At 63.6% G+C, this 22,575-nt stretch carries 22 protein-coding genes and 1 tRNA gene; 15 read left to right on the forward strand and 8 right to left on the reverse strand.

All coding sequences use genetic code 11. From position 1 onward, the window contains the following. Window positions 1–141: 141 nt before the first annotated feature. Window positions 142–1,050, reverse strand: a complete 909-nt coding sequence (locus tag F3J19_RS16320) for an aldose epimerase (protein WP_167043118.1) — start codon at window positions 1,048–1,050, stop codon at window positions 142–144. A 658-nt stretch (window positions 1,051–1,708) separates the two neighbouring features. Between F3J19_RS16320 and F3J19_RS16325 the strand changes: the two genes are divergently transcribed. Then, window positions 1,709–2,539 carry an undecaprenyl-diphosphate phosphatase gene (locus F3J19_RS16325; RefSeq protein WP_167043120.1) on the forward strand — a complete coding sequence of 277 codons (831 nt, stop codon included), beginning with the start codon at window positions 1,709–1,711 and terminating at the stop codon, window positions 2,537–2,539. A 198-nt stretch (window positions 2,540–2,737) separates the two neighbouring features. After that, window positions 2,738–2,814 (forward strand) — tRNA-Arg (locus F3J19_RS16330). 84 nt (window positions 2,815–2,898) lie between these two features. Here the strand turns inward: F3J19_RS16330 and F3J19_RS16335 are convergent. Together F3J19_RS16335 and F3J19_RS16340 are read right to left on the reverse strand one after the other, a co-directional pair. After that, window positions 2,899–3,486, reverse strand: coding sequence for a hypothetical protein (locus F3J19_RS16335; protein WP_167043121.1), 588 nt, complete (start codon window positions 3,484–3,486; stop codon window positions 2,899–2,901). A 240-nt stretch (window positions 3,487–3,726) separates the two neighbouring features. Next, window positions 3,727–3,909, reverse strand: a complete 183-nt coding sequence (locus tag F3J19_RS16340) for a hypothetical protein (RefSeq protein ID WP_167043123.1) — start codon at window positions 3,907–3,909, stop codon at window positions 3,727–3,729. Window positions 3,910–4,049: 140 nt separating this feature from the next. Here F3J19_RS16340 and F3J19_RS16345 point away from each other — a divergent pair, with 140 nt between their 5' ends. The 4 genes from F3J19_RS16345 to F3J19_RS16360 all read left to right on the forward strand — a co-directional run bounded on the left by F3J19_RS16345 (window position 4,050) and on the right by F3J19_RS16360 (window position 6,111). After that, window positions 4,050–4,211: a hypothetical protein gene (locus F3J19_RS16345; protein ID WP_167043125.1), complete on the forward strand. Its 162-nt coding sequence runs from the start codon at window positions 4,050–4,052 to the stop codon at window positions 4,209–4,211. Between the two features lie 137 nt (window positions 4,212–4,348). Next, window positions 4,349–4,831, forward strand: coding sequence for a hypothetical protein (locus tag F3J19_RS16350; RefSeq protein WP_240158995.1), 483 nt, complete (start codon window positions 4,349–4,351; stop codon window positions 4,829–4,831). Between the two features lie 536 nt (window positions 4,832–5,367). Further along, on the forward strand, window positions 5,368–5,784 hold the full coding sequence (locus tag F3J19_RS16355) for a DUF4279 domain-containing protein (protein WP_167043128.1): 417 nt from the start codon (window positions 5,368–5,370) through the stop codon (window positions 5,782–5,784). A gap of 60 nt (window positions 5,785–5,844) precedes the next feature. Further along, window positions 5,845–6,111, forward strand: coding sequence for a hypothetical protein (locus tag F3J19_RS16360; RefSeq protein WP_167043130.1), 267 nt, complete (start codon window positions 5,845–5,847; stop codon window positions 6,109–6,111). Between the two features lie 17 nt (window positions 6,112–6,128). Here F3J19_RS16360 and F3J19_RS16365 read toward each other — a convergent pair whose 3' ends face one another. Further along, on the reverse strand, window positions 6,129–6,275 hold the full coding sequence (locus F3J19_RS16365) for a hypothetical protein (RefSeq protein ID WP_167043132.1): 147 nt from the start codon (window positions 6,273–6,275) through the stop codon (window positions 6,129–6,131). A 104-nt stretch (window positions 6,276–6,379) separates the two neighbouring features. On the opposite strand from F3J19_RS16365, the gene F3J19_RS16370 reads away from it, so the two are divergent. The 5 genes from F3J19_RS16370 to F3J19_RS16390 all read left to right on the forward strand — a co-directional run bounded on the left by F3J19_RS16370 (window position 6,380) and on the right by F3J19_RS16390 (window position 9,565). Further along, a complete protein-coding gene (locus F3J19_RS16370) occupies window positions 6,380–6,886 on the forward strand; it encodes a hypothetical protein (RefSeq protein ID WP_240158996.1) in 507 nt (168 codons plus the stop codon). 9 nt (window positions 6,887–6,895) lie between these two features. Beyond that, the gene (locus F3J19_RS16375) at window positions 6,896–7,312 is read left to right on the forward strand and encodes a DUF4279 domain-containing protein (protein WP_167043136.1); all 417 of its coding nucleotides are present in this window, start codon (window positions 6,896–6,898) and stop codon (window positions 7,310–7,312) included. Window positions 7,313–7,985: 673 nt separating this feature from the next. Then, entirely contained in the window at window positions 7,986–8,399 is a 414-nt protein-coding gene (locus tag F3J19_RS16380; protein WP_167043138.1) for a DUF1493 family protein, read from the forward strand. Between the two features lie 241 nt (window positions 8,400–8,640). Further along, window positions 8,641–9,024: an RT0821/Lpp0805 family surface protein gene (locus F3J19_RS16385; RefSeq protein ID WP_167043140.1), complete on the forward strand. Its 384-nt coding sequence runs from the start codon at window positions 8,641–8,643 to the stop codon at window positions 9,022–9,024. Between the two features lie 91 nt (window positions 9,025–9,115). Beyond that, window positions 9,116–9,565, forward strand: coding sequence for an NUDIX hydrolase (locus F3J19_RS16390; protein WP_167043142.1), 450 nt, complete (start codon window positions 9,116–9,118; stop codon window positions 9,563–9,565). A gap of 48 nt (window positions 9,566–9,613) precedes the next feature. Here F3J19_RS16390 and F3J19_RS16395 read toward each other — a convergent pair whose 3' ends face one another. Both F3J19_RS16395 and F3J19_RS16400 read right to left on the reverse strand, forming a co-directional pair. Then, window positions 9,614–10,576 (reverse strand): transporter substrate-binding domain-containing protein, encoded by a 963-nt coding sequence (locus F3J19_RS16395; RefSeq protein WP_167043144.1) that lies wholly within the window; start codon window positions 10,574–10,576, stop codon window positions 9,614–9,616. Between the two features lie 237 nt (window positions 10,577–10,813). Further along, entirely contained in the window at window positions 10,814–12,538 is a 1,725-nt protein-coding gene (locus F3J19_RS16400) for a glutamine--tRNA ligase/YqeY domain fusion protein (RefSeq protein WP_167043146.1), read from the reverse strand. Between the two features lie 426 nt (window positions 12,539–12,964). Between F3J19_RS16400 and ggt the strand changes: the two genes are divergently transcribed. Then, window positions 12,965–14,752, forward strand: coding sequence for a gamma-glutamyltransferase (ggt, locus tag F3J19_RS16405; RefSeq protein ID WP_167043148.1), 1,788 nt, complete (start codon window positions 12,965–12,967; stop codon window positions 14,750–14,752). A 116-nt stretch (window positions 14,753–14,868) separates the two neighbouring features. Continuing rightward, window positions 14,869–15,441, forward strand: a complete 573-nt coding sequence (locus F3J19_RS16410) for an alpha/beta hydrolase (RefSeq protein ID WP_167043150.1) — start codon at window positions 14,869–14,871, stop codon at window positions 15,439–15,441. Between the two features lie 82 nt (window positions 15,442–15,523). On the opposite strand, the gene F3J19_RS16415 is transcribed toward F3J19_RS16410, so the two are convergent. After that, window positions 15,524–16,744, reverse strand: coding sequence for a CaiB/BaiF CoA-transferase family protein (locus F3J19_RS16415; protein WP_167043152.1), 1,221 nt, complete (start codon window positions 16,742–16,744; stop codon window positions 15,524–15,526). A gap of 318 nt (window positions 16,745–17,062) precedes the next feature. Between F3J19_RS16415 and alaS the strand changes: the two genes are divergently transcribed. Continuing rightward, window positions 17,063–19,687, forward strand: a complete 2,625-nt coding sequence (gene alaS, locus F3J19_RS16420; protein ID WP_167043154.1) for an alanine--tRNA ligase — start codon at window positions 17,063–17,065, stop codon at window positions 19,685–19,687. 193 nt (window positions 19,688–19,880) lie between these two features. Here the strand turns inward: alaS and F3J19_RS16425 are convergent, their stop codons facing one another. Next, complete coding sequence (locus tag F3J19_RS16425) at window positions 19,881–20,819, reverse strand: LysR family transcriptional regulator (protein WP_167043156.1); 939 nt, start codon at window positions 20,817–20,819, stop codon at window positions 19,881–19,883. 111 nt (window positions 20,820–20,930) lie between these two features. On the opposite strand from F3J19_RS16425, the gene F3J19_RS16430 reads away from it, so the two are divergent. Further along, window positions 20,931–22,373: a YbfB/YjiJ family MFS transporter gene (locus F3J19_RS16430; protein ID WP_167043158.1), complete on the forward strand. Its 1,443-nt coding sequence runs from the start codon at window positions 20,931–20,933 to the stop codon at window positions 22,371–22,373. Window positions 22,374–22,575: the final 202 nt, after the last annotated feature.

Consider the following 22,575-nt stretch of genomic DNA (forward strand, 5'->3'; position numbering starts at 1 on the left):
TCACGCGGCAGAGGAGACAAAGCGTCTGATTCTAACGGTTTTGCCGTGCGGCACGCCAAATGGCAGTGTGGGTACCACCGCCGCGTAACGTTGCGGGCGGTGCTGCATCGTTACCTCGACGGGTCGTGAAACGCCACATTCTCAGCGCGTTTTCTCGACGTGAATACGCAGCGCCGCCGTTTCGGTTTGACCCGCTTCGAGCCAGCGCAGGCCCATGCCGTTATGGATCGCGTCGGGCAACCCGAGCCACGGCTCGACGCAGTAGAAATCCGACTGCGGCGTCTCGGTCCACGTCGTCACGCAGTACCAGGGCACCGAGCCCGGCCGCCGCAGATCGATCGTGATGACGCGCGCGAGGCCCGGCGCGACGAGCCGCACCGGCTGGTCGGGCGTGCCGCTCAGACAGTGGAAGCGGTCGTGGATGCGTGCTTCGTCGAGCGTGTAGCGCGGCTCGCCCGGTTCGGCGGCGCTGATCGAGCCGTCCTCGAGCTGGCGATGCCGCACGGTGGGCGGCAGCTCGATCGTGGTCGCGCCGCGCTGCGTGTGCGGCAGCGTGAAGTAGAAATGATGGCCGGCGTAGTAGGGCAGGCGCGTCTTGCCGGTATTGGTGGTGGTGAGCGTCACGTCGAGCGTGCGCGCGTCGGCGAGACTGTAGGCCGCTTCGAAACGGAAGCCGAACGGGTAGAAGCCGCGGGTCGCCTCGCTGTCCTCGAGGACCATGCGCAGGCCCGCGCCATGCACGTCGGCGTGCGCCTCGAACGGCAGGTCGCGCGCGAAGCCGTGCATCGGCAGCTCGCGCACCGTGCCTTGCGCATCGCGCCAGTAGCCGATCTTGCCGTCGACGCGATGCCGGCCGAGGAACGGAAAGAGCAGCGGATTGCCGCCGCGAATCCGCGCGGGCACGCTCCAGTCGGCGTGCTCGGGCCAGTGGATCACCTCTTCGCCGTCGATCGTCCACGACAGCAGACGGCCGCCGGCTTGCGGCGAAAAACGGAGCACCGAGGTGTCCTGGGCGATCTCGAGAATGTCCTGTTCCGGGGAGAGAGGCATGGTCAATGAGTGGCTCGATAAGGTTGAAAGTCGCACGGGCGAGACAGCGATTTTGCGCTGCTTTGCGCTACGGGGAAACCCTTCCCGGGAAATTGCGGGTGTCGGAAAAGCGTAAACCTTGCCGATAATCGTCAAATCGCCCTGTAGATTCGACTTCCGGGGCGCGATCGGCTCAGGAGGCTTTATGGATCTCGCGATGGCAATGGGCGTGGCCTTGTTCGGCATGTTCACGGCAAGCACCTACTATTTCTTCCACTCGCTCGGCCGCTGATTCGGCGCGCCCGTTCGGTTCCGATCGACGCCCGCGGCGGATCGGCTACCCGGAAGAGTTGCGGCTCGAAGCCGCCCGCCCGCGCGCGGTTTGCGCAAGTTCGATCGAAACGCGTCCTCGCTGACCGAACGCTGTCATCCGCAACGCGTAGCATCACCCACGCAGTATCGCGCCCGCATCGACGTGTCCCGGTACATAGCCCGCGACCTTGCCGCGGCGTAACAACGGTTTCGAGTTGTGACGCAGCGCGCCAATATTTCCTCGAATGTGGCCTGAACGCTTGGCGCTGACCTGGCAGCCAGGCATAATCGGTGCGCTTTTGATGCGCCGGTGTTATTTTTTGTGCGGCGCGCCGTTCCCCGACATTTTCCTTACAAGGACCGCCGCGTGAACCTGTCGTTTCTGATCTTTCTGAGCGTGCTGCAAGGCGTCACCGAACTGTTTCCGGTGAGCAGCCTCGGCCACACGCTGCTCGTGCCCGCGCTGTTCGGCATGCATATCGACAAGCATGCACCGCAATTGTTGCCGTTCCTCGTGGCGCTCCATCTCGGCACGGCCTTTGCGCTGCTGTGGTATTTCCGCAAGCGCTGGTGCTCGCTCGTGCGCGGCTTCTTCGCCTCGCTCGGCGGCCGCAGCAACGACGACGGCCACATGATGTGGGCGCTCATCATCGGCACGATTCCGGCGGGTCTCGTCGGACTGCTGCTCGAAAAACGGCTCGAGCGGATTTTTCATGATTTGCGGATCGTCGCGATCGCGCTGATCGTCAATGGCGTGCTGCTGTGGTTCGGCGATCGTCTGCAGCGCGCGCGCGCGCTGCAGACGCCGGAGAAGCTGACGTTCCGCCAGGCGTTTTTCGTCGGTCTTGCGCAGATCGGCGCGCTGATTCCGGGCTTCTCGCGCAGCGGTCTCACGATGATCGCCGGCAACGCGGCCGGCCTCACTGCCGAAAAGGCCGCCGAGTTCTCGTTCCTGCTCGGCACGCCGATCATTTTCGCGGCCGGCGTGCTCGAATTGCCGAAGCTGTTCCATGCGCCGAGCCAACTCGCGGACGCGCTGCTCGGCGGCGTGCTGACCGCGATCGCCGCGTATCTGAGCGTGCGTTTCCTGATGAGCTACTTCGAGGGCCGCGGGCGTCTTGCGTCGTTCGGCGCGTACTGCGCGATCGCAGGGGTTCTGTTCCTCGGCTGGTTCATGCTGCATCCGCAGCCGGTGTAATGGCGGCGCGGGGCGATCGGTTATAATCCGGGCCCTGCGCGGGCGGCGGGCAGTGCTTCGTTCAATGTCGACGGCGCGGAATCGCGTGGCGCAGGCGGAGCGGAATTCGCGGTCTTTTGCCCGCTCGGTTAGAATTTCGCTTGATAGGGAACCGGCGGCACCCATGCGGGCGCGGGTTTCACGCAGAGATCAATCACTACGGCAGTAGCTCAGCTGGATAGAGCATCGGCCTTCTAAGCCGAGGGTCGGGGGTTCGAGCCCCTCCTGCCGTACCAGTAAAATCAAGCATTTAGCCCGGTTTCGATAGCCGGGCTTTTTGCTTTCTGGATTTTGTGTCGGCGTCATGTAGGCATTGCCGGTCAATGCGCCGCTTTGGCTTCGCTCGCTTGCGGCTCGACTACGGCAATGTTGCTCGTCGATACGAAGTCGCCGCGATAGTCGAGCTCGGTCGTTAGCCAAACCTTGGTTCCGATAGGGAGTACGACGGCCGTTGCATCCTCGAAATCTGCTCCCGGGTCAAAATCATAGCCGTCCTTTGGCAACAAATTGACCGTCATCGAAAAGCCCTTCGGATCGACGTTGTCGTTGGGATCGATAATGCTGCCTTTGTCCGCACCCTTAGGCAGTTCCTTGATCATTAGCTTGAACGCATCATTTGGCGGATTGAGGGATACCTTGCTATTACGAGGATTTCTTGAGCGGACATGGACGACCAGCAACGCTAAGTTGTCGTGGTACGGAATCACCTCGGTCGAGATATTGAGGTTGATGGTCCAATCCGACGCGCCTGATACGGCGAACAGATAGTAGGCCCACAGCCCGCCGATCAGCAGCATGATAGTTGGGCCCCACTTTGAAACGGGGTCGCCCATTCGCCCTAGCCAAGAGAAAAACATCTTTGCCCGCTCGGTACCGGATGTCGCGAAGCGTTTGATTTTTGACTCCATTGTTCACTCCGTCCCAAGGGGAACGCCGGAGATTGTGGCACTGCACTGAGCGACAGTCGATACCGGGATATTTACGCTGCACCCTGTTCAACGCGGGGGCGGTTCGCTTTCCGGCGCGGCGACGTGATACAGCTATGGGAAGTGAACCCGCATCGTCACTCGGAAACCGTAAGCCTGTTCAGGCGATGGGCGGCAAAGCATAGCGGCAAGCGGGAAGACAACGATCCGCCGCCTGACTGATCAGGCATCGACGCCCGCGTTATCGTCTTCGCCGGGTTCGCGAAGTTCGATGATGCCGGGCGTCGACGCTTCAAGTTCACGTTCTTCGCCCGGTTCAAGTCGCGAATCGTTGATGGTGTCGCCGTCGACGATGAGGTGGATCGGCGCGCGGCCATCGTTGTACACGTTGGTTTGCCTTTGCATGTTCTCCATCAGGGGTTAGCCCTCGGCGGGCGAAGATTCGGAGTTGTCTGATTGCGGCGCGCGCGGCGCACATTGACCCTTCATCAATACATAGGGTTCATGTCACGGGATCGAAAAAGGAACGGCGGCACGCGCGACGTATGGTGAAGAAGGCCCGCCGCCTGTGCGCTTCAATCGAGGTCATCGCTAACGCGGTCGTGAGTTCGACGGCCAGCGAGAAGACGAAAAGCATCGCCGCGTCGGTCGCTTACGTCGCCGCCATCGCGCGCGACGACCTGGCGGCATTGCGGAACGCGCTCTAAGGGGTTACCGGCCTTGAAAGTGAGGGAGTTTGTTGAGCAGGCTTGCGAAGGCCTGCTTGATCGGCGCGGGGTGGTGCTCACCCGCACAGGGAACCCGCTGCATAGCGGGGTCCCTGACTGATGCCAGGTGCCTGAAAATGGAGCAAATGAAACAGAAAAACAGTTGGGCGGATTTGTTGGACGAGGAAGAGTGCCTGGGTTGTCGCATTATCTATTCGATCTTTTCCAACTTCCCGCCGATGCCATCGGCACGGGCTTATAACGTCGAGACCGGCGAGTTCTTTCCGTTTGACCGGATGCGCTCGCTACCAACCGGTTTCGCTATGCTCGAAGCACAGGGGCTCGCATGGACGTGCAATTGTCGCGGACGCTCACAGAAACGCTTCGATGAACAGCCGTTCCAGTACGTCGAGGGTACAACGGGCCGCGACGTGCAGCAGATTGTGGCGCGCGGAGTCAGCGCGGCCGAGGAAGCGGAGTGCGATGCGCAATATGCGTTAGAAATGGAACTGTGCAATGTAAATCGCGCGATGGCAGGCGGAGATTTTCGGGCGTGGAAGAAATGCTCGGATGACGCCTTCTCTAACTATCAAGCCTGTCGTGGGTATGGAGGATTCTGACTTGGGAACGAAAGACCGTGCAGTAATCACTTTTTATGACGATGCAACACAAACCGTAAAAACTTGTGTGGTCCTTCGTGATCGCGTACAAAGTGCAATCGACAGAGCTGTAGCACATACCGTCGAGCCGGAAGATTCTGGTGCGCCCGTAACAGATGAGCACGCCAGGCTTCTCGGTGGAACCTCATTTCTCATTCTTGCCGCAGGCTACCCGGAATTGCGGCCCCGCCTCCAAATTACGACCAAGGAGCCAATGGACTGGACACCGCCTAAGCCCCCTACTGAGTAATGGGTGTTCGCTACAAACCCACATGCCGATCCTCGCGAGTCGGCTTTTCTGAGCACGAACAATCCGGACTACGCAGCGAAGATGCTAGGGTATGACCGCAAGACGTTCGGAAAAATCTTGCACATGTTCAAGCCACGCAATGGTTTGGGCCCAGCCGATAACCTCATCTGGCATGACAACGGTGACGTGTATTTTAAGGGTAGCTACATCGGAAATTTTCATGATTGGGCAGACTGAGATAACTCCAATGAAAGACCATCAACTTGCACACGCGACCTTCTACATTTCTGGAGACTCATTGGAGCCAACTTTCTGGTCGGAGTACTTTAACGTCAAGCCAGATGTGGCGATTACCAAGGGCCAGCCGTTCATAACGCCGTCTGGACGACCGAGCCGCGTTCCGGGCCGCGTTGGCCTTTGGGGGATAGGCAGTGAAGTCGCCGTCCGTAGCAACTCGCTAGAGCCGCATTTGCGTTACCTCGTTGGGCGACTTGGTCTGCCGCGTGCCGATCTTCGCCAGATACTCGTAGACAACGGCGCTCGAATGCGCTTCTTCTGCTATTGGTACAACGAAAGCGGCAACCGTGTGCCGGATATCCCGGAGGATATCCGCGCGATGATGGAAGCCCTCGGCGGGACCATCGAGATTGATGAATATCGATAGAGCGTCGCGCGCCTGATCACAGCAAATCGGCAAGCGAGGACCAGTGTCGAGGTTACTGATATGCCTAACCCACCCCCGAAGCGCTCGTTCGTCGTGTCATTCGATGAAGAGCAGGACAAGCTCACCGTGTGCTCATTGAATGATGCGGACCTTGCGCCGTTTCTGAACCGTGCCCTGAGAGCCGATTGGCCGCTGGCAGACGTCAATCATGAACTGACGGACGATGTTGCCCGGCGGCTAGGGGCGGCAGCGTTGACCGTGCTGTCGGTCTATCATCCGGCATTGAAGCCCATGCTGAAGGTCAAGATAGAGTCGCCCCCCTACTGAGTGACAGCACGCCCAATTCATTGCGCAAGAGCGGGGGCAGTGTCGCGGGTTTCGATCTCGCGTTCTTCGCCCCGTTCGAGCGTCGAGTCGTTTACGTTGTCGCCGTCGATGATGACGCGGATCGGCGCGCGGCCATCGTTGTACACGTTGGTTTGCCTTTGCATGTTCTCCATCAGGGGTTAGCCCTTCAGCTGGCAAATTCGGAGTTATCTGATAGCGCGCGACCGGCCCGCGCGCTTACGGTGAACGTTTTCAACCAGTCCTGAAAATGGAGCAAATGAAACAGGAAAACGGTGGGGCGGATCGGTTGGACCAGAAAGAGTGTCTGGGTTGTCGCATTATCTATTCGATCTTTTCCAACTTCCCGCCGATGCCATCGGCACGGGCTTATAACGTCGAGACCGGCGAGTTCTTTCCGTTTGACCGGCTGCGCTCGCTGCCAACCGGTTACGAGATGGCCGAAGCCCTGGGCATCGCATGGACGTGCGATTGTCGCGGACGCTCACGAACCCCGCCGCAGAACCTCGGCCGTGCGCAGTCGTTCGAATACACACCGGACGCGCCCAGCGGCGATGCTGAACAAGTAGCCGGAACGACGAATGAAAAGTACGCCAGGAAAATGTTCGGCTACGATAGTTCAACATTCCGGGACATGATTCATAGATTCAAGGACGATAATGGTTTTAGTCCAAAGGACGACCTCGAATTTGAGAAAAACGGCGATGTGTATTTTAACGGCGAATATGTTGATAATTTCCATGCCTACAACAATTGAGAGATATGTATGACAAAAGAACGGCTTGCATCGGCGAGTTTTACCATAACAGGGGATTATGTCGTACCTGAATGGTGGACACAGTATTTCGGCGTAACACCAGATAAAGCCGCAATGAAGGGCGAACCGCTCCGTGACCCGACCGGACAAAACCGCGATTTGAAGCGACGAACGGGTATTTGGTCAATCAAAAGCGAAAAGGCCGTCGATAGTGACAAGCTGGAACCGCATCTTCGCTATCTGGTTCAACGCTTGGGATTGCCACGGCACGACATGAAGGTGCACATTGAAAACATCAGGGCGAAAGTTAGATTTTTCTGTTACTGGGTCAATGAAAGTGGCGACCGCGTGCCCGATGTACCCGATGATATCCGCACGATGATGGAAGCGATGGGTGGCACGGTCGAGATTGATGAATATCGGTAGAGTATCGCGCGACGAGCATCGCGCGCCTCATCACAGCAAATCGGCAAGCGAGAGCTTGCCGTTCTGATCAACCATCATGCGTTTCCCATGCGTTTCCCATGTGTCTGCCCATCGAGCAGGGTGAAATAGTCCTCATCGGTGAGCGGCACATGCGGCACGTTTTCCAGTGGTTCGCTCACGTCGCTAACGGTGGCACGATAACGGCGCTGTTCGACGTCAAAAAGAATACGTCACGATAAGAGTCGCGCAACGAGTGCAAACGTTGATCAGTTCAATGAGTACCGCAATCTTTCCCCCGGCTCACTGTTCATTTTGGTCGCGATGGACCAGACGAAAATTCAATTAGGCTTCGCAGACCTGGCTGCTGTTGCGACCTGGTTTTTGAGCCTGAATGACGTGCCTGTCCCGGGAAAGATGAAAACAGCAACGGAAGGTACTTCTGTCATGTCTATTTTCTTTCGTAGCGTAATCAGGAAACGCTTCCCGAAGCGGGTTCCTGGTTTGACAGTGTTCACTTGAGTTACCAGGAGAATTCGCTATACAAGAAGCCTTGGCGCGTGGATTGGCCGTGCTATTCCAGTAGCGGACCTTGTATTTATGGGCTATGACGCCACGCTCATCATGTACCGCACAGTAAAGCGCTATAACGCGCTAGTTAAACCGGAGGACAGGCTTGGCCAATGATCCACAATGGGATGCGCTCCTTGCCTTCACGCGTGAAGAGATTGGCGCGCCCTGGTGGGGCAAGGCAATCACGCTCACGCTGTCGACAAGCATCAATGACGATCTGGGCATCGACGGTGACGATGCAGTTGAGTTCATGCAGAAGTTCTTTGACCGGTTCAATGTCGCGGGCATGGAAAACTTCCCCCTTCATCGTTACTTCGGCCCCGAAGGCAATGCGCTTCTTGCCCTGCTCCTCGTTCCGATGCTTGTCGTGGCTTTCGTCAGTTTCGTGCTCAGGCTTAAGCCAGGAAACCTGTTACCCCGTAAGCCCACGTTGACTCTCGGCATGCTGCTCGATGCGATACGCGTGGGCCGATGGGATACCAAAGCCATTGAATGCGCGCGCAAGCCGCGCATTTAGCCTTTTGTCAGATTCGAAGGGAGCAACATGAAACACCGTGAGGCTACCGAGCCCCTCCTGCCGTACCCGTCAATCAGGCGCCGAGCCCGGTCATGTCGACCGCGCTTTTTGCTTTCTGGCGTCCGCGCAGCCACGGTGATCGCCACGCAGTCTCCCGAGGCGTGCATGCTATGCTTTTGAGGTCAGGATCAAAAGCCGCCGCGCGCGTGAGCGCCACACATACTTTCGAGGAGAACCCGTTATGTCGATGCGAACCCGTGTGTTGTTCCAACTGAGTGCCGCGAGCCTGCTGCTCGGCGCCGCCGTCGGCGCGCAAGCGGCGAACCTCGGTTTTCTGAACGATACGCCGATCACCTACATGAAGCAGCGCGACGTCGACTCGATCAAGCACGCGGTCGTCAGCGCGCTCGACGAGAAGAAGGACGGCGAGAGCCTCACGTGGGTCAACGAGGGCACCGGCAACAGCGTGAAGATCGACGCGAACATCACGGTGGACAGCACCTCGACCGACGGCGGGCGCACCTGCCGCAGCCTTGTCGTCGCGCTCAATGCGAAGGGGCAATCGATGAATCTGCGTCCGAACTTCTGCAAGGAAGGTGGCGCCTGGAAACTGCAGAAGCGCTGAGCATGCGCGAGATGACGGTGGCGCGGCGCCGTGCGGTCGCGGCGCGTCATGGCGCTGAGCAGGCAGGCAGCGGGGTGGCCGGGGTGCGGCGGTGAGCCCGCGCATCGTGTCGTGCGGAATCGTGCTGCTCGACCCGCACGGCCGCGTGCTGCTCGCGCATGCCACCGAAACGTCGCACTGGGACATCCCGAAAGGACACGGCGAGGAAGGCGAATCGCCCGACGTCACGGCGTTGCGCGAGATGGTCGAGGAGACCGGCATCGCGCTCGGGCCCGAACGCCTGAAAGATTTGGGCCTGTTCGTCTATCGGCGCGACAAGGACCTGCATCTGTTCGCCGCGCGCGCGAGCGCCGGCGAATTCGATCTGAGCGCCTGCATCTGCACGTCGATGTTTCCGCGCCGCTCGGACGGTACGCTGATCCCCGAAATGGATGCGTATCGCTGGGCGTCGATCGAGGAAATCCCGCGCTATGCGAGCCGCAGCCTCACGCGTCTGTTCGAGACGACGCTGTCGCTCGCGGAGCTGCATCGCTCGCTATGAGCCGCCTATGCGCGACGGATGACCCGCGCGCCCGGTCTGAACCCGGCCCTAATCGAGCGCGCGGTCGTTCGGATGCGCGAACAGCGCGCGGTTCGCGTCCGAGAGCGGGAAATTGATGTTGATGCCAAGCGGCGGAATCGGCTGGGTGAACCACTGCCTGTACAGACGTTCCGCGTCGCCCGAGGTCTGCGTGCGCGCGATGACGCGGTTCACGAGATTGCGGAACGGCTCGTCGCCTTTGCGGAACATGCACGCGTAGACTTCGTAGCCGAGCGGCGTGCCCGTCACGATGAAGTCGCCGGGATGCGGATCGGCCGCCTTGAAGCCGTACAGGATCGGCTCGTCCATCACGAAAGCCGCCACGCGGCCTTCCTTGAGCGCGGTGAACGCTTCCTGATGATCGCGCGCGCTCACGATGCGCATGTTCAACTGCTTGTCGGTATTGAGGCTGCGCAGCAGACGCTCGTCGGACGTGCCCGCCGTCGTCACGACCGGCTTCGCGGCCAGGTCCGCGAAATCGCTGATGCCGCTGTTCCTGCGCGCGATCATGCGTACCGCGTACTGGAAGAAGCTGTTCGAGAAGGCGGCGACGTTTTCGCGCTCGATCGTATGCGTGGTCGAGCCGCATTCGAGATCGATCTGGTTGTTCATCAGCATCGGCGTGCGGTTCGCCGAGGTCACGGTGACTTCGTGAACCCGCAGTTGCGGCATGCCGAGCGTCTTTCTGATTTCGTCGACGATCTGCAGCGCGATCGTCTGCGAGTAGCCGACCGTGTGCTTGCCGTCGAAATACGAGAACGGAATCGAGGCTTCGCGCACGCCCAGCAGGACCACGCCGTCGTCGTGGATTTTTTTCAGCGTGCCGGTGAGTTCGTCCGCGTGGGCCGGACCGCCGAATGCGAGCGCCGTGCATGCGGCCAGTGCCGCGAGCGCGCCGCGCGTGAAGCGCGGGCGGTGTGTGATTGGAACCGTCTTCCCAGGACCTGCCTCGCGGCGGGCTGCAATTTTCATCGGATCTCCCGGACCGGCACGTTCGGGCGAGCGTGCAGTGAGTGTCGATCGAACATCATGCAACCATCATGCAACGAAAAGGCGTGCATCCCCTGGACAGGGATGCACGCCGCATGCAGCCTGGCGCATCGAGCCGACGTCGACATGCTCGGGCAGGCGCGCTTAAGACCCGCTTAAGTCCGGAGCGTCCGTTATGCCTGTAATGCCGCGAACGCGACGCTCAAGCTTAACACCAGCTTACGCCGGCTTGCCCCAACTGTCGCGCAGACTGACGATACGGTTGAAGACGGGCTTACCCGGCTGCGAATCGACGCGGTCGGCGACGAAATAGCCGTGGCGCTCGAACTGGTAGCGCTGTTCCGGCAAGGCATGGCGCGCGCCCGTTTCGAGGTAGGCCTGCACGACGCGCTTCGAGTCCGGGTTCAGCGCTTCGAGGAAGTCGCGCCCGCCCGCGTCCGGTTGCGGCTCCTTGAAGAGCCGGTCGTAGATGCGCACTTCGGCCGGGCAGGCCGCTGCCGCGCTGACCCAGTGGATGTTGCCCTTGACCTTGTAGTTGTTCGCGCCTTCGGTGCCCGATTTGCTGTCCGGGAAGTAGTTGCAGTGCACCGCGACGACGTTGCCGTGCTCGTCCTTGTCCGCGTGCGTGCATTCGATCACGTAGCCGTAGCGCAGGCGCACCCTGTTGCCCGGGAACAGGCGGAAGTAGCCCTTCGGCGGCGTCTCCGTGAAGTCATCGCGCTCGATCCACAGTTCGCGCGAAATCGGAAACTCGCGCACGCCGTGTTCCGGGTGATGCGGATGCACGGGCGCGCTGCACGGCTCGGTGAGATTCTCGGGGAAGTTGTCGATGATGAGCTTGACCGGATCGAGCACGGCGACGGTGCGCGGCGCCTTCGCGTCGAGGTCGTCGCGCAGCGCGCCTTCGAACACGCTCATGTCGATCCACGAGTCGACCTTGGTCACGCCGATGCGTTCGCAGAACAGCTGGATCGACTCGGGCGTGAAGCCGCGCCGCCGCACGCCGACGATCGTCGGCATGCGCGGGTCGTCCCAGCCGTCCACGTGACCTTCGTTGACGAGTTGCAGCAGCTTGCGTTTGCTCGTGATCGCGTAGGTCAGGTTCAGGCGCGAAAACTCGATTTGCTGCGGCAGCGGATGCCTGAAGATACCGGCTTCGGCGAGTTCGTTGAGAATCCAGTCGTAGAGCGGCCGATGGTCTTCGAACTCGAGCGTGCACAGCGAATGCGTGATGTTTTCGAGCGCGTCCGAGATGCAGTGCGTATAGTCGTACATCGGGTACACGCACCAGGCGTCGCCGGTGCGGTAGTGATGCGCGAAACGGATGCGGTAGATGACCGGGTCGCGCATGTTGAAGTTCGGCGAGCTCATGTCGATCTTCGCGCGCAGCACGTGCTCGCCTTCCTTGAACTCGCCCGCCTTCATGCGGCGGAACAGGTCGAGGTTCTCCTCGACCGGGCGCTCGCGGAACCGCGACGGCGTGCCGACTTCGGTGGCCGAACCGCGGTTCGCGCGGATTTCCTCGGCCGACTGGCTGTCGACGTAGGCCTTGCCGCGCTGGATCAGCAACTCAGCATATTCGTACAGCTTGTCGTAGTAGTCGCTCGCGTAGTACAGATGCTCCGTGCGGTCTTTTTGCCACTCGAAGCCGAGCCAGCGCACCGAGTCGACGATCGACTCGACGTACTCGACGCTTTCCTTTTCCGGATTGGTGTCGTCGAAGCGCAGATGGCACACGCCGCCGTAGCTGCGCGCGACGCCGAAATTCAGGCAGATGCTCTTCGCGTGACCGATGTGCAGATAGCCGTTCGGCTCGGGCGGGAAGCGCGTTTCGACGCGCTGGGCCCATTTGCCGCTGCGGTTGTCGTCGTCGATGATGTTGCGGATGAAATTGGAGGCCGTTGGCGCGTCGTTGCGGTCGGCGTCTTTGCGTTCGGTATTCATGCGAAAAGGTGAGAGTCCGTGGGGCCGCGCAATGCGCCCGCCAAGCCTCTGATTCTACCTGACGAGCCCGCTCGCGACAGGCCGATGCGGCGCGCGGCCCACGCTCGGGCGCGTTTGGCGCGAGGCAGGGGCGGTAAGCGGCGCCGCGGGGCGGCGAAAGCGGCGCTGTAACAGGAGGTAAATCGGGTTGGCCGGCCTGGCGAGGGCGGCTTAGGATCGTGCGGCGCGGCGGGCTTGCCGGGCCCGTGGTTCATCGTCCGCGCGCAGGCTTGGCCGGTACGGCAGGCTTGGGTGCCGGCCGCATCGGTTACCCTATCGGTTACGTTGTATCGGCCGTCCCGTATCGGCTTCTCCCATAGCCGCCGCCTTGCGCGAACCGCTGCCGTTCGTGCACCATGCTCGCCTCGTTGCCGGAGTTTTTCTCGGATGCCTGTCCTGACGCACGGCGCGTCCCGCGCGCCTTTCGCCCGCGCTTTCGCGCGCGCCCGTTGTTCTTCCCGCACCCGCGGCACGCTCGCCGCGGCGTGGTTCGCCGCCTGTGCCGGCAGTCTCGTCGCACCGCTGCCCGCCGCGGCGAAAACGTCACCGCCGCCGAAGCCCGCGCTCGACGCGGCGGCGGTGGCCGTGCCCGACAGCTACAGCGCCGATGCCGCGCAGCAGATTTTCGCCGCGGGCGGCAACGCGGTCGATGCCGCCGTCGCGATCGCCTTCACGCTTGCCGTGACGCGGCCCGATGCGGGCAACCTCGGCGGCGGCGGGTTCATGACGCTGTTCGTCGACGGCAAGCCGTATTTCCTCGACTATCGCGAGCGCGCGCCGCAGCAGGCGACCCGCGACATGTATCTCGACGACAAGGGCAACGTCCAGCCCGGCATGAGCACGGTCGGCTATCGCGCGGTGGCGGTGCCAGGCACCGTCGACGGCATGTGGGAAGCGCAGCGCCGTTTCGGCAAGCTCAAATGGAAGCAGGTGCTCGCGCCCGCGATCCACTACGCGACCGATGGCTTTCAGGTCGATCGGCGCTTGCAGCAGCGCCGCGATGCAGCCGCGAAAAGTTTCGCCGGCCGGACCAACTTCGACGCCTATTTCGCGAACCTGAAGGCAGGCGCGACGCTGCGTCAGCCGGAGCTCGCGCAGACGCTCTCGCGCATCGCGAGCGACGGCGGCCGCGAATTCTACGAAGGCCGCACCGTGGAGCTGATCGCGCAGCAGATGTACGGGCACGGCCTCGTCACGAAACAGGACCTGCTGCAGTACAAGGCGCTATGGCGCGAACCGCTCGCCGCCGACTGGAACGGCTACCGCGTGATTACCGCGCCGCCGCCGGGCTCGGGCGGCATCGGGCTGATCCAGATGCTGAAGATGCGCGCCGCGCTGGCGCCCGCGTTCGACGGCCTCGCGCTGAATTCGGCGCCGTACATCCACCTGGTCGCGCAGATCGAGGACCGCGTGTTCGCCGACCGGCAGCGCTACATCGGCGACCCGGACGCCGCGCCGGTACCGGCCGCGAGATTGATCGACGACGCGTACCTCGCGCAACGCGCGAGCGAAGTCAAACCCGACGCGGTGCCGGGCGCGCCGGTCACGCCCGGCCTTGGCGACGGCGCGGCGGAGAAGGCGCAGACCACGCATTTCTCGGTGGTCGACAAATGGGGCAATGCCGTCTCGAACACCTACACGCTGAACGGCGATTTCGGCTCGGGCGTCGTCGTGGACGGCGGCGGCTTCCTGCTCAACGATGCGATGGACGACTTCGTCACCAAGCCGGCCGGCGCGGATGGCGCGGCCTCGACGTCGCGCGCCGCCGGGGCGGAGCTCGACACGATCGCGCCGGGACGCCGCCCGATTGCCTCGATGACGCCGACGCTGCTGCTGAAGGACGGCAAGATCGCGCTCGCGATCGGCACGCCCGGCGGCTCGCGCATTCTCACGACGCTCTTCCAGGTGATGACGAACCTGTACGACTTCGGCATGACGCCGGCCGACGCGCTTGCGGCCATGCGGTTTCATCACCAGTTGCTGCCGCCGAAGACGATCTATTTCGAGCCGTATCATCCGGCGCCGGACGATCTGGCGGCGCAGTTGAAAGCGCTCGGCTATACGGTCGAGCAGCAGTCGTTCGACGGCGACGTGCAGATGATCCGGGTCGACGGCACGACGCCCGAGCCCGCGAGCGATCCGCGCGGCGTCGGGGTCGCGCGGGTGATACGGTAGGCGGTTCGACCGAATGGGCTGCAACGGGCGTGGCCGTTGACGGACGCGCGGCGGCTTTGTCGTATTCGTCACGGAGTTGCCATGGACATACCAAACACGGGGCGCAGGGAAGCGCGATGAGCGGACATAAACTGAACACACTCGTGCTGCCGGGGTATCTGAATTCCGGCGCCGGTCATTGGCAAACGCGCTGGGAAGCGCTCGATCCCGCGTTCGTGCGCGTGCGAATGCCGGACTGGGCGCATCCTTCGCGCGACGCATGGTGCCGCACGCTCGACGCCGCGGTGGCCGCCGCCGACGCGCCGGTCGTGTTCGCCGCCCATAGCCTCGGCTGCCTGACGGCGGTGTTCTGGGCCACGCAGTACGCGAGCGCGGCGCAGCTCGCGAAGGTGGCGGGCGCATTGCTGGTCGCGCTGCCCGATCCCACCGGGCCGCATTTTCCGCAGGACGCGACCGGCTTTGCGCCGGTGCCGCTCGCGCGGCTGCCGTTCGCGAGCATCGTCGTCGCGAGCAGCGACGATCCGTATGGCGGCGTGCCGTTTTCGCAGGCCTGCGCGAGCGCATGGGGCAGCCGCTGGATCGACCTCGGCGCGCGCGGCCATATCAACGCGGACAGCGGCCTCGGCGATTGGGACGAAGGGCGCAGCTGGCTGGCTTCGCTGGCCCCGTCGCGCGGAGTTCGGGCTTAATGCGGGCTTAATGGCACCGATGGCTGAGCCAGAATCTGGGGCGGGACATCCGTGAGGCCGGCGCGGCCCGCAGCCTTTTCCGTCAAATCACCGATTTCCCTCTCAACGCCTCGATCCGCGCCGCGTCATACCCGAGCACGTCGCGCAAGACGTGCTCGGTATGTTCGCCGAGCAGCGGCGGATGGCTCAGCGCCTCGGGCGGCGTGCCCGTCATATTGATCGGATTGCGCACGAGCTTGACCGTGCCGCCCGACGGATGCGGCAGATCGACCCGCAGGCCGCGCGCCACCACCTGCTCGTTCTCGAACACCTCGCCGAGGTCGTTGATCGGCCCGCACGGCACGCCCGCCGCTTCGAGCGCGCCGATCCATTGCTGCTTGCCTTGCAGGCGCACCATGTCCGCGAGGATCGGCACGAGTACGTCGCGGTTGCGCACCCGCGCCGGATTGGTCGCGAAGCGCTCGTCGTCGGCGAGTTCCGGCTGCCCGCCCGCCTCGACGAACTTGCGGAACTGCCCGTCGTTGCCGACCGCGACGATGATCCAGCCGTCGCTCGTCTGGAAGGTCTGGTAGGGCACGATGTTCGGATGCGCATTGCCCCAGCGCAGGGGCGGCTGGCCGCTCGCGAGGTAGTTCGAGTTCATGTTGGCGAGCATCGCGACCTGCACGTCGAGCAGCGCCATGTCGATGTATTGGCCCTCGCCCGTGCGATCGCGGTGCGTGAGCGCGGTCAGCACGGCGATCGTCGAATACATGCCGGTCATGAGGTCGGCGATCGCGACGCCGGCTTTCTGCGGGCCGCCGCCCGGCTGGCCGTCGCGCTCGCCGGTAATGCTCATGAAGCCGCCGATGCCCTGCACGATGAAGTCGTAGCCGGCACGCTGCGCATACGGCCCGGTCTGCCCGAAGCCCGTGACCGAGCAGTAGACGAGGTCGGGCTTCACCGCCTTGAGCGATTCGTAGTCGAGCCCGTACTTCTTCAGCTGGCCGACCTTGTAGTTTTCGAGCACCACGTCGCTTTGCGCGGCCAGCTCGCGGACGATGCGCTGGCCCTCGGGCGAGGCGATATCGACCGTGACCGAGCGCTTGTTGCGGTTCGCCGCGAGATAGTAGGCGGCTTCGCGCGTGTCCGCGCCTTCGGGCGTTTTCAGATAGGGCGGGCCCCAGTGGCGCGTGTCGTCGCCCACCTCGGGACGTTCGATCTTGATGACGTCGGCGCCGAAATCGGCGAGTGTCTGCGCGCACCACGGGCCGGCGAGCACGCGGGTGAGATCCAGCACGCGGATATGACTGAGAGCGCCCATATTTCTGCATGTCTCCTGATTTTTTAGCGGTGCCAAGCGAGGTTTCGTGTGCGTTTCGATGGATGGGCCATCTTAAGCGATTCCCGTGCGCGGGCGCAGTCGTCCGAACGTCATAGTGCCGCTCGGACGATGGGACACGCCGCGCGGCTGTCACGCCGAGCCCGCTTCGCCCTGGCCGGATGGCCGACGGCACCGGGCGCGCTGCCGCGCACGCGCGCCGATCCCGTATAATCAGTCGTTTAAGAAACAGACAGTTGGCGCATCCCGCGATGCAGCCAGTCTCAGTCAGGAACCGTCAGGACCCGTCCCCCGCACGCTATGAAAGCCGCTGAAATCCGCGAGAAATTCCTCAAGTTCTTCGAATCGAAGGGCCACACGATCGTCCGTTCGTCGAGCCTCGTGCCCGGCAACGACCCGACACTGCTCTTCACCAATTCGGGGATGGTGCAGTTCAAAGATGTGTTCCTCGGCGCGGAGTCGCGTCCGTATTCGCGTGCCACGACCGCGCAGCGCAGCGTGCGCGCGGGCGGCAAGCACAACGACCTCGAAAACGTCGGCTATACCGCGCGCCACCACACGTTCTTCGAGATGCTCGGCAACTTCTCGTTCGGCGACTACTTCAAGCGCGACGCGATCCACTACGCGTGGGAACTGCTGACCGAAGTCTACAAGCTGCCGAAAGAGAAGCTCTGGGTCACCGTCTACCAGGAAGACGACGAAGCGCACGACATCTGGGCGAAGGAAGTGGGCGTGCCGGTCGAGCGCATCATCCGCATCGGCGACAACAAGGGCGCGCGCTACGCTTCGGACAACTTCTGGCAGATGGCGGATGTCGGCCCGTGCGGCCCGTGCTCGGAAATCTTCTACGACCACGGCCCGGACGTGTGGGGCGGCCCGCCGGGGTCGCCCGAGGAAGACGGCGACCGCTACATCGAGATCTGGAACCTCGTGTTCATGCAGTTCAGCCGCGATGCGCAGGGCAACATGACGCCGCTGCCCAAGCAATGCGTCGATACCGGCATGGGCCTCGAACGTATCGCCGCGGTGCTGCAGCACGTGCACAGCAACTACGAGATCGACCTGTTCCAGGCGCTGATTCAGGCCGCGGGCCGCGAAACCGGCGTGAGCGACCTCACGAACAACTCGCTGAAGGTGATCGCGGACCACATCCGCGCGTGCTCGTTCCTGATCGTCGACGGCGTGATTCCGGGCAACGAAGGCCGCGGCTACGTGCTGCGCCGTATCGTGCGCCGCGCGATCCGCCACGGCTACAAGCTCGGCAAAAAGGGTTCGTTCTTCCATCGCATGGTGGCGGACCTCGTCGCGCAAATGGGCGCGGCTTATCCGGAACTGAAGGACGCCGAACAGCGCGTGACCGACGTGCTGCGCCAGGAAGAGGAGCGCTTCTTCGAGACGATCGAGCACGGCATGTCGATTCTCGAAGCCGCTCTGGCTGAACTCACGGCGAAGGGCGGCAAGACGCTCGACGGCGAACTCGCCTTCAAGCTGCACGACACCTACGGCTTCCCGCTCGACCTGACCGCGGACGTCTGCCGCGAACGCGAAGTGACGGTCGACGAACCGGCCTTCGACGAAGCGATGGCACGCCAGCGCGAGCAGGCACGCGCGGCCGGCAAGTTCAAGATGGCGCAGGGCCTCGAATACTCGGGCGCGAAGACCACGTTCCACGGCTACGAAGAAATCGTCTTCGACGACGCGAAGGTCGTGGCGCTCTACGTCGACGGCGCATCGGTGCAGCAGGTGCAGGACGGCCAGCAGGCCGTCGTCGTGCTCGATCACACGCCGTTCTACGCGGAGTCGGGCGGCCAGGTCGGCGACCAGGGCGTGCTCGCCAACGCCAGCACGCGCTTTGCCGTTGCCGATACGCTGAAGGTGCAGGCCGACGTGGTCGGCCATCACGGCACGCTCGAACAGGGCACGCTGAAGGTCGGCGACGTCGTCAAGGCGGAAATCGACGCGGTGCGCCGCGCCCGCACGGCACGCAACCACTCGGCCACGCACCTGATGCACAAGGCGCTGCGCGAAGTGCTCGGTTCGCACGTGCAGCAGAAGGGCTCGCTCGTCGACGCCGACAAGACCCGCTTCGACTTCGCGCACAACGCGCCGATGACGGACGAGCAGATTCGTCGCGTCGAGGAAATCGTCAATGCCGAAGTGCTCGCGAACGCGCCCGGCATCGTGCGTTTGATGTCGTACGACGAAGCGGTGAAGGGCGGCGCGATGGCGCTGTTCGGCGAAAAGTACGGCGACGAAGTGCGCGTGCTCGACCTCGGCTTCTCGCGTGAGCTGTGCGGCGGCACGCACGTGAGCCGCTCGGGCGACATCGGCTTCTTCAAGATCGTGATGGAAGGCGGCGTCGCGGCAGGTATCCGCCGTGTCGAAGCGATCACCGGCGACAACGCGGTGCGTTACGTGCAAGACCTCGAAGCGCGCATCAACGCGGCGGCGGCGGTGCTGAAGGCGCAGCCGGCGGAACTCACGCAGCGCATCGGCCAGGTGCAGGATCAGGTGAAGGCGCTCGAAAAGGAGCTGGGCGCGCTGAAGTCGAAGATGGCGTCGAGCCAGGGCGACGAACTCGCGGGCCAGGCGATCGAGGTGGGCGGCGTGCATGTGCTGGCGGCAACGCTCGATGGCGCGGACGTCAAGACGTTGCGCGAAACGGTCGACAAGCTCAAGGACAAGCTCAAGAGCGCGGCCATCGTGCTGGCTGCGGTGGAGGGCGGCAAGGTGAGCCTGATCGCCGGCGTGACCCCCGACGCGAGCAAGAAGGTCAAGGCCGGCGAACTGGTCAACTTCGTTGCGCAGCAAGTCGGCGGCAAGGGCGGCGGCCGTCCCGATATGGCTCAGGCCGGCGGTACCGAGCCGGCCAACCTGCCGGCGGCGCTTGCGGGCGTCAAGGCTTGGGTCGAAGCTCAGCTGTGATTGCGGCTTGACTTGTTAAGGCTTGAATCCGGACTCGTTCCGGATTGGTCTGGTTGACGAGAGAAAGGGCCACGCGGTTTGCCGCGTGGCCCTTTCGTTTTCTCCGTACGCGAGCGAGGCCATGACGAGCTTCACAGCAGACCCGCAGCAGACGACCGGCAGCAGACCCTCGGCAAACGCAAACCCCCACCCATCACGCAGCACCCGCATCGATCGCGACCGCCGCATCTACACGCTGCGGCATATCCCCGGCTACCGCATTCTCCTGCGGCGCCACCAGCGTGCGCCGCAGCGCATTGAGCGCGGACGAAAAATGGCCGCGTCTCCAGACGAGCAGCGTTTCGATCATCCCGATGTCGGGTAGCGCGTGTACCGCGATATTGCTCGCGTCGGCCTGCAGGTCGAGCACCGAGCGCGGCGCGACCGCGACGCCGGCGCCGGCCGCCACGCACGCGACGATCGCGTGATACGAGCCGAGTTCGAGCACGCGCGCGGGCCGCACGTCGTGCTCCAGATACCATTTTTCGATATACGACCGATAGGCGCAGCCGCGCTCGAACGCGATCAGCGTCGAGAGCGCGACGTCGCGTACTTCGCGAATCGGCCGATGTCCGCGCGGCGTCAGCATCACGAGTTCTTCGCGAAAAACCGGCACGCTCTCGAACAACTCGCCGAGCGCGGCCGGATCGAGCGGCGTCGCCACGAGCGCGGCATCGACCTCGAACTCGCGCACCCGCTCGATCAGCTTGCCGGTCGTGCCCGTCTCCAGTTCCAGCTCGACGGCGGGCCACTGCTGGTGATATTGCGCGAGCAGGCCCGGCAGACGCGTCGCCGCGACGCTTTCCATCGTGCCGAGCCGCAGACGCCCGCTCGGCCGGTCCTCGCGCACCGCGTGGCGCGCTTCGTCGGCGAGCGCGAGCAGGCGCTCCGCGTAGGGCAGCAGCGTTTCGCCGGCCGGTGTCAGCACGAGGCGGCGGCCGTCGCGGATGAACAGTTCGGTGCCGAGTTGCTCTTCGAGCTGCTTGATGCGCGTCGTCACGTTCGATTGCACGCGGTTGAGCTTGGCGGCGGCGCGCGTCACGCCGTTTTCCCGCACGACGGCGCGAAAAATGGTCAGGGCGGCCAGATCCATGATTCTCTCCGGGTGATGGTTGATATCCTAATTATTCATTTTTAGAGATCGTCTGGTCAAGCTAAGATGGATTCACATAGGGATCACCTCACTGCTGTTCGACCGCCGACCATGAACGCTCTCGCCTCCCACACATCTATGCGCTTCCACGAACCCCACGCCGCCCGGCGCGCGGCGCTTGCCTGCATGGTGACGCTGGCCGTCGCGCTCGGTATCGGCCGCTTCGCCTTCACGCCACTGCTGCCGCTGATGCTGCACGGCGCCGCGCTCGGCCAGCCGCAGATCGACATCCAGCACGGCGGCTGGCTCGCCTCGTTCAACTACGCGGGCTATTTCGCCGGCGCGGTGATGTGCGCGGCGCTGCGTACCGACCCGGCGCGCATGGTGCGCGTAGGGCTCGTCGCGACGGTTGTGCTGACACTCGCGATGGGCGTCACGAGCCAGTTCTGGGTATGGGCCGTGGTGCGCTTCGTCGCCGGGGCGGTCAGCGCGTGGACCTTCGTGTTCGCGTCGCAGTGGGGCTTGCGGCGGCTCGCCGAACTCGGCGCGCATGCGTGGAGCGGGGTGATTTATACGGGGCCGGGCGTCGGTATCGTCGGCACGGGCTTGTTCGTGAGCATCGCGGGCCGGTATGGCGCGACGGCCGGGTGGATCGGTTTCGGCGTGATCGGCGCGCTGCTGTCGGCGCTGGTGTGGCCGGTGTTCGGCGCCGCGCCGCGTGCGCAAGCCGCGCCGGAAGGCGGTCGCAAGAGCGCCGCGGACGGCGCGAAGCGGGAGCGGCCGCGCGCGGCGCAACAAGCCGCCGCGGATCGGGCGGCCCGGAGCGGCAGCGCGGCAAGGGAGGGCGCGGCGGACTATCTTGAGTCAGAGCGCGCTGCTGTCGCGGCGTTGGCCGAATCGACTCACGTTGCATCGGCCGACACCGCCGAGGAGCACGCCCACTCAATCCCGGCCCATCGAAGCGCCACCGCTCACCGTGTCGACGCCTTCTGGCTGGTCCTGCTCTACGGCATCCCCGGCTTCGGCTACATCATCACCGCGACGTTCCTGCCAGTCATAGCGCGCCACGCGCTGCCGGGTTCGTCGTGGCCTGACCTGTTCTGGCCGATGTTCGGCGTGGCGCTGATCGTCGGTGCGATGGCGGCCGCGCGTTTGCCCGTGCATTGGGACAACCGCGCGCTGCTCGCCGGCTCCTACGTGCTGCAAGCGCTCGGCATCGCGCTGGGCATCGTCTGGCCGACAGCGGGCGGTTTTTCGCTCGGCAGCATCCTGATCGGCCTGCCGTTCACCGCGATCACGCTGTTCGCGATGCGCGAGGCGCGGCGTCTGCGTGGCGACGACGCGGCCGGTCTGATGGGCTATGCGACGGCGGCTTACGGCATCGGCCAGATCGTCGGTCCGTTGGTGGCCGCGCCGATTGCCGCGCAGACGGGATCGTTTTCGCCGGCGCTGTGGCTGGCCGTGGGCGCGCTGCTGGCGGGCGCGGCGGGACTGGTCGCCGTGGCGCGCGTGCCGCGTGGCCGTGGCGGCATGCCGGATTGCGGCTGCAACTAACGGCCGAGGTGTTCGACGATTTGGAGAGCCCGAAGCCCGAAGCCCGAAGCCCGAAGCCCCAAGCCCCAACCTCATCCCCCTTCCCAGGCCGACATCCGATACCACCACACCCGGCGCCCATCCCGCATACCTTCACCAAAATCGCACGATCGCACTAAAATGACCGCTTCCCGTCATTTCCACGCGCCTGTCGCCGGGCGCG

This window comes from Burkholderia sp. Ax-1724, from assembly GCF_011752995.1.
Classification (GTDB): Bacteria; Pseudomonadota; Gammaproteobacteria; order Burkholderiales; family Burkholderiaceae; genus Paraburkholderia.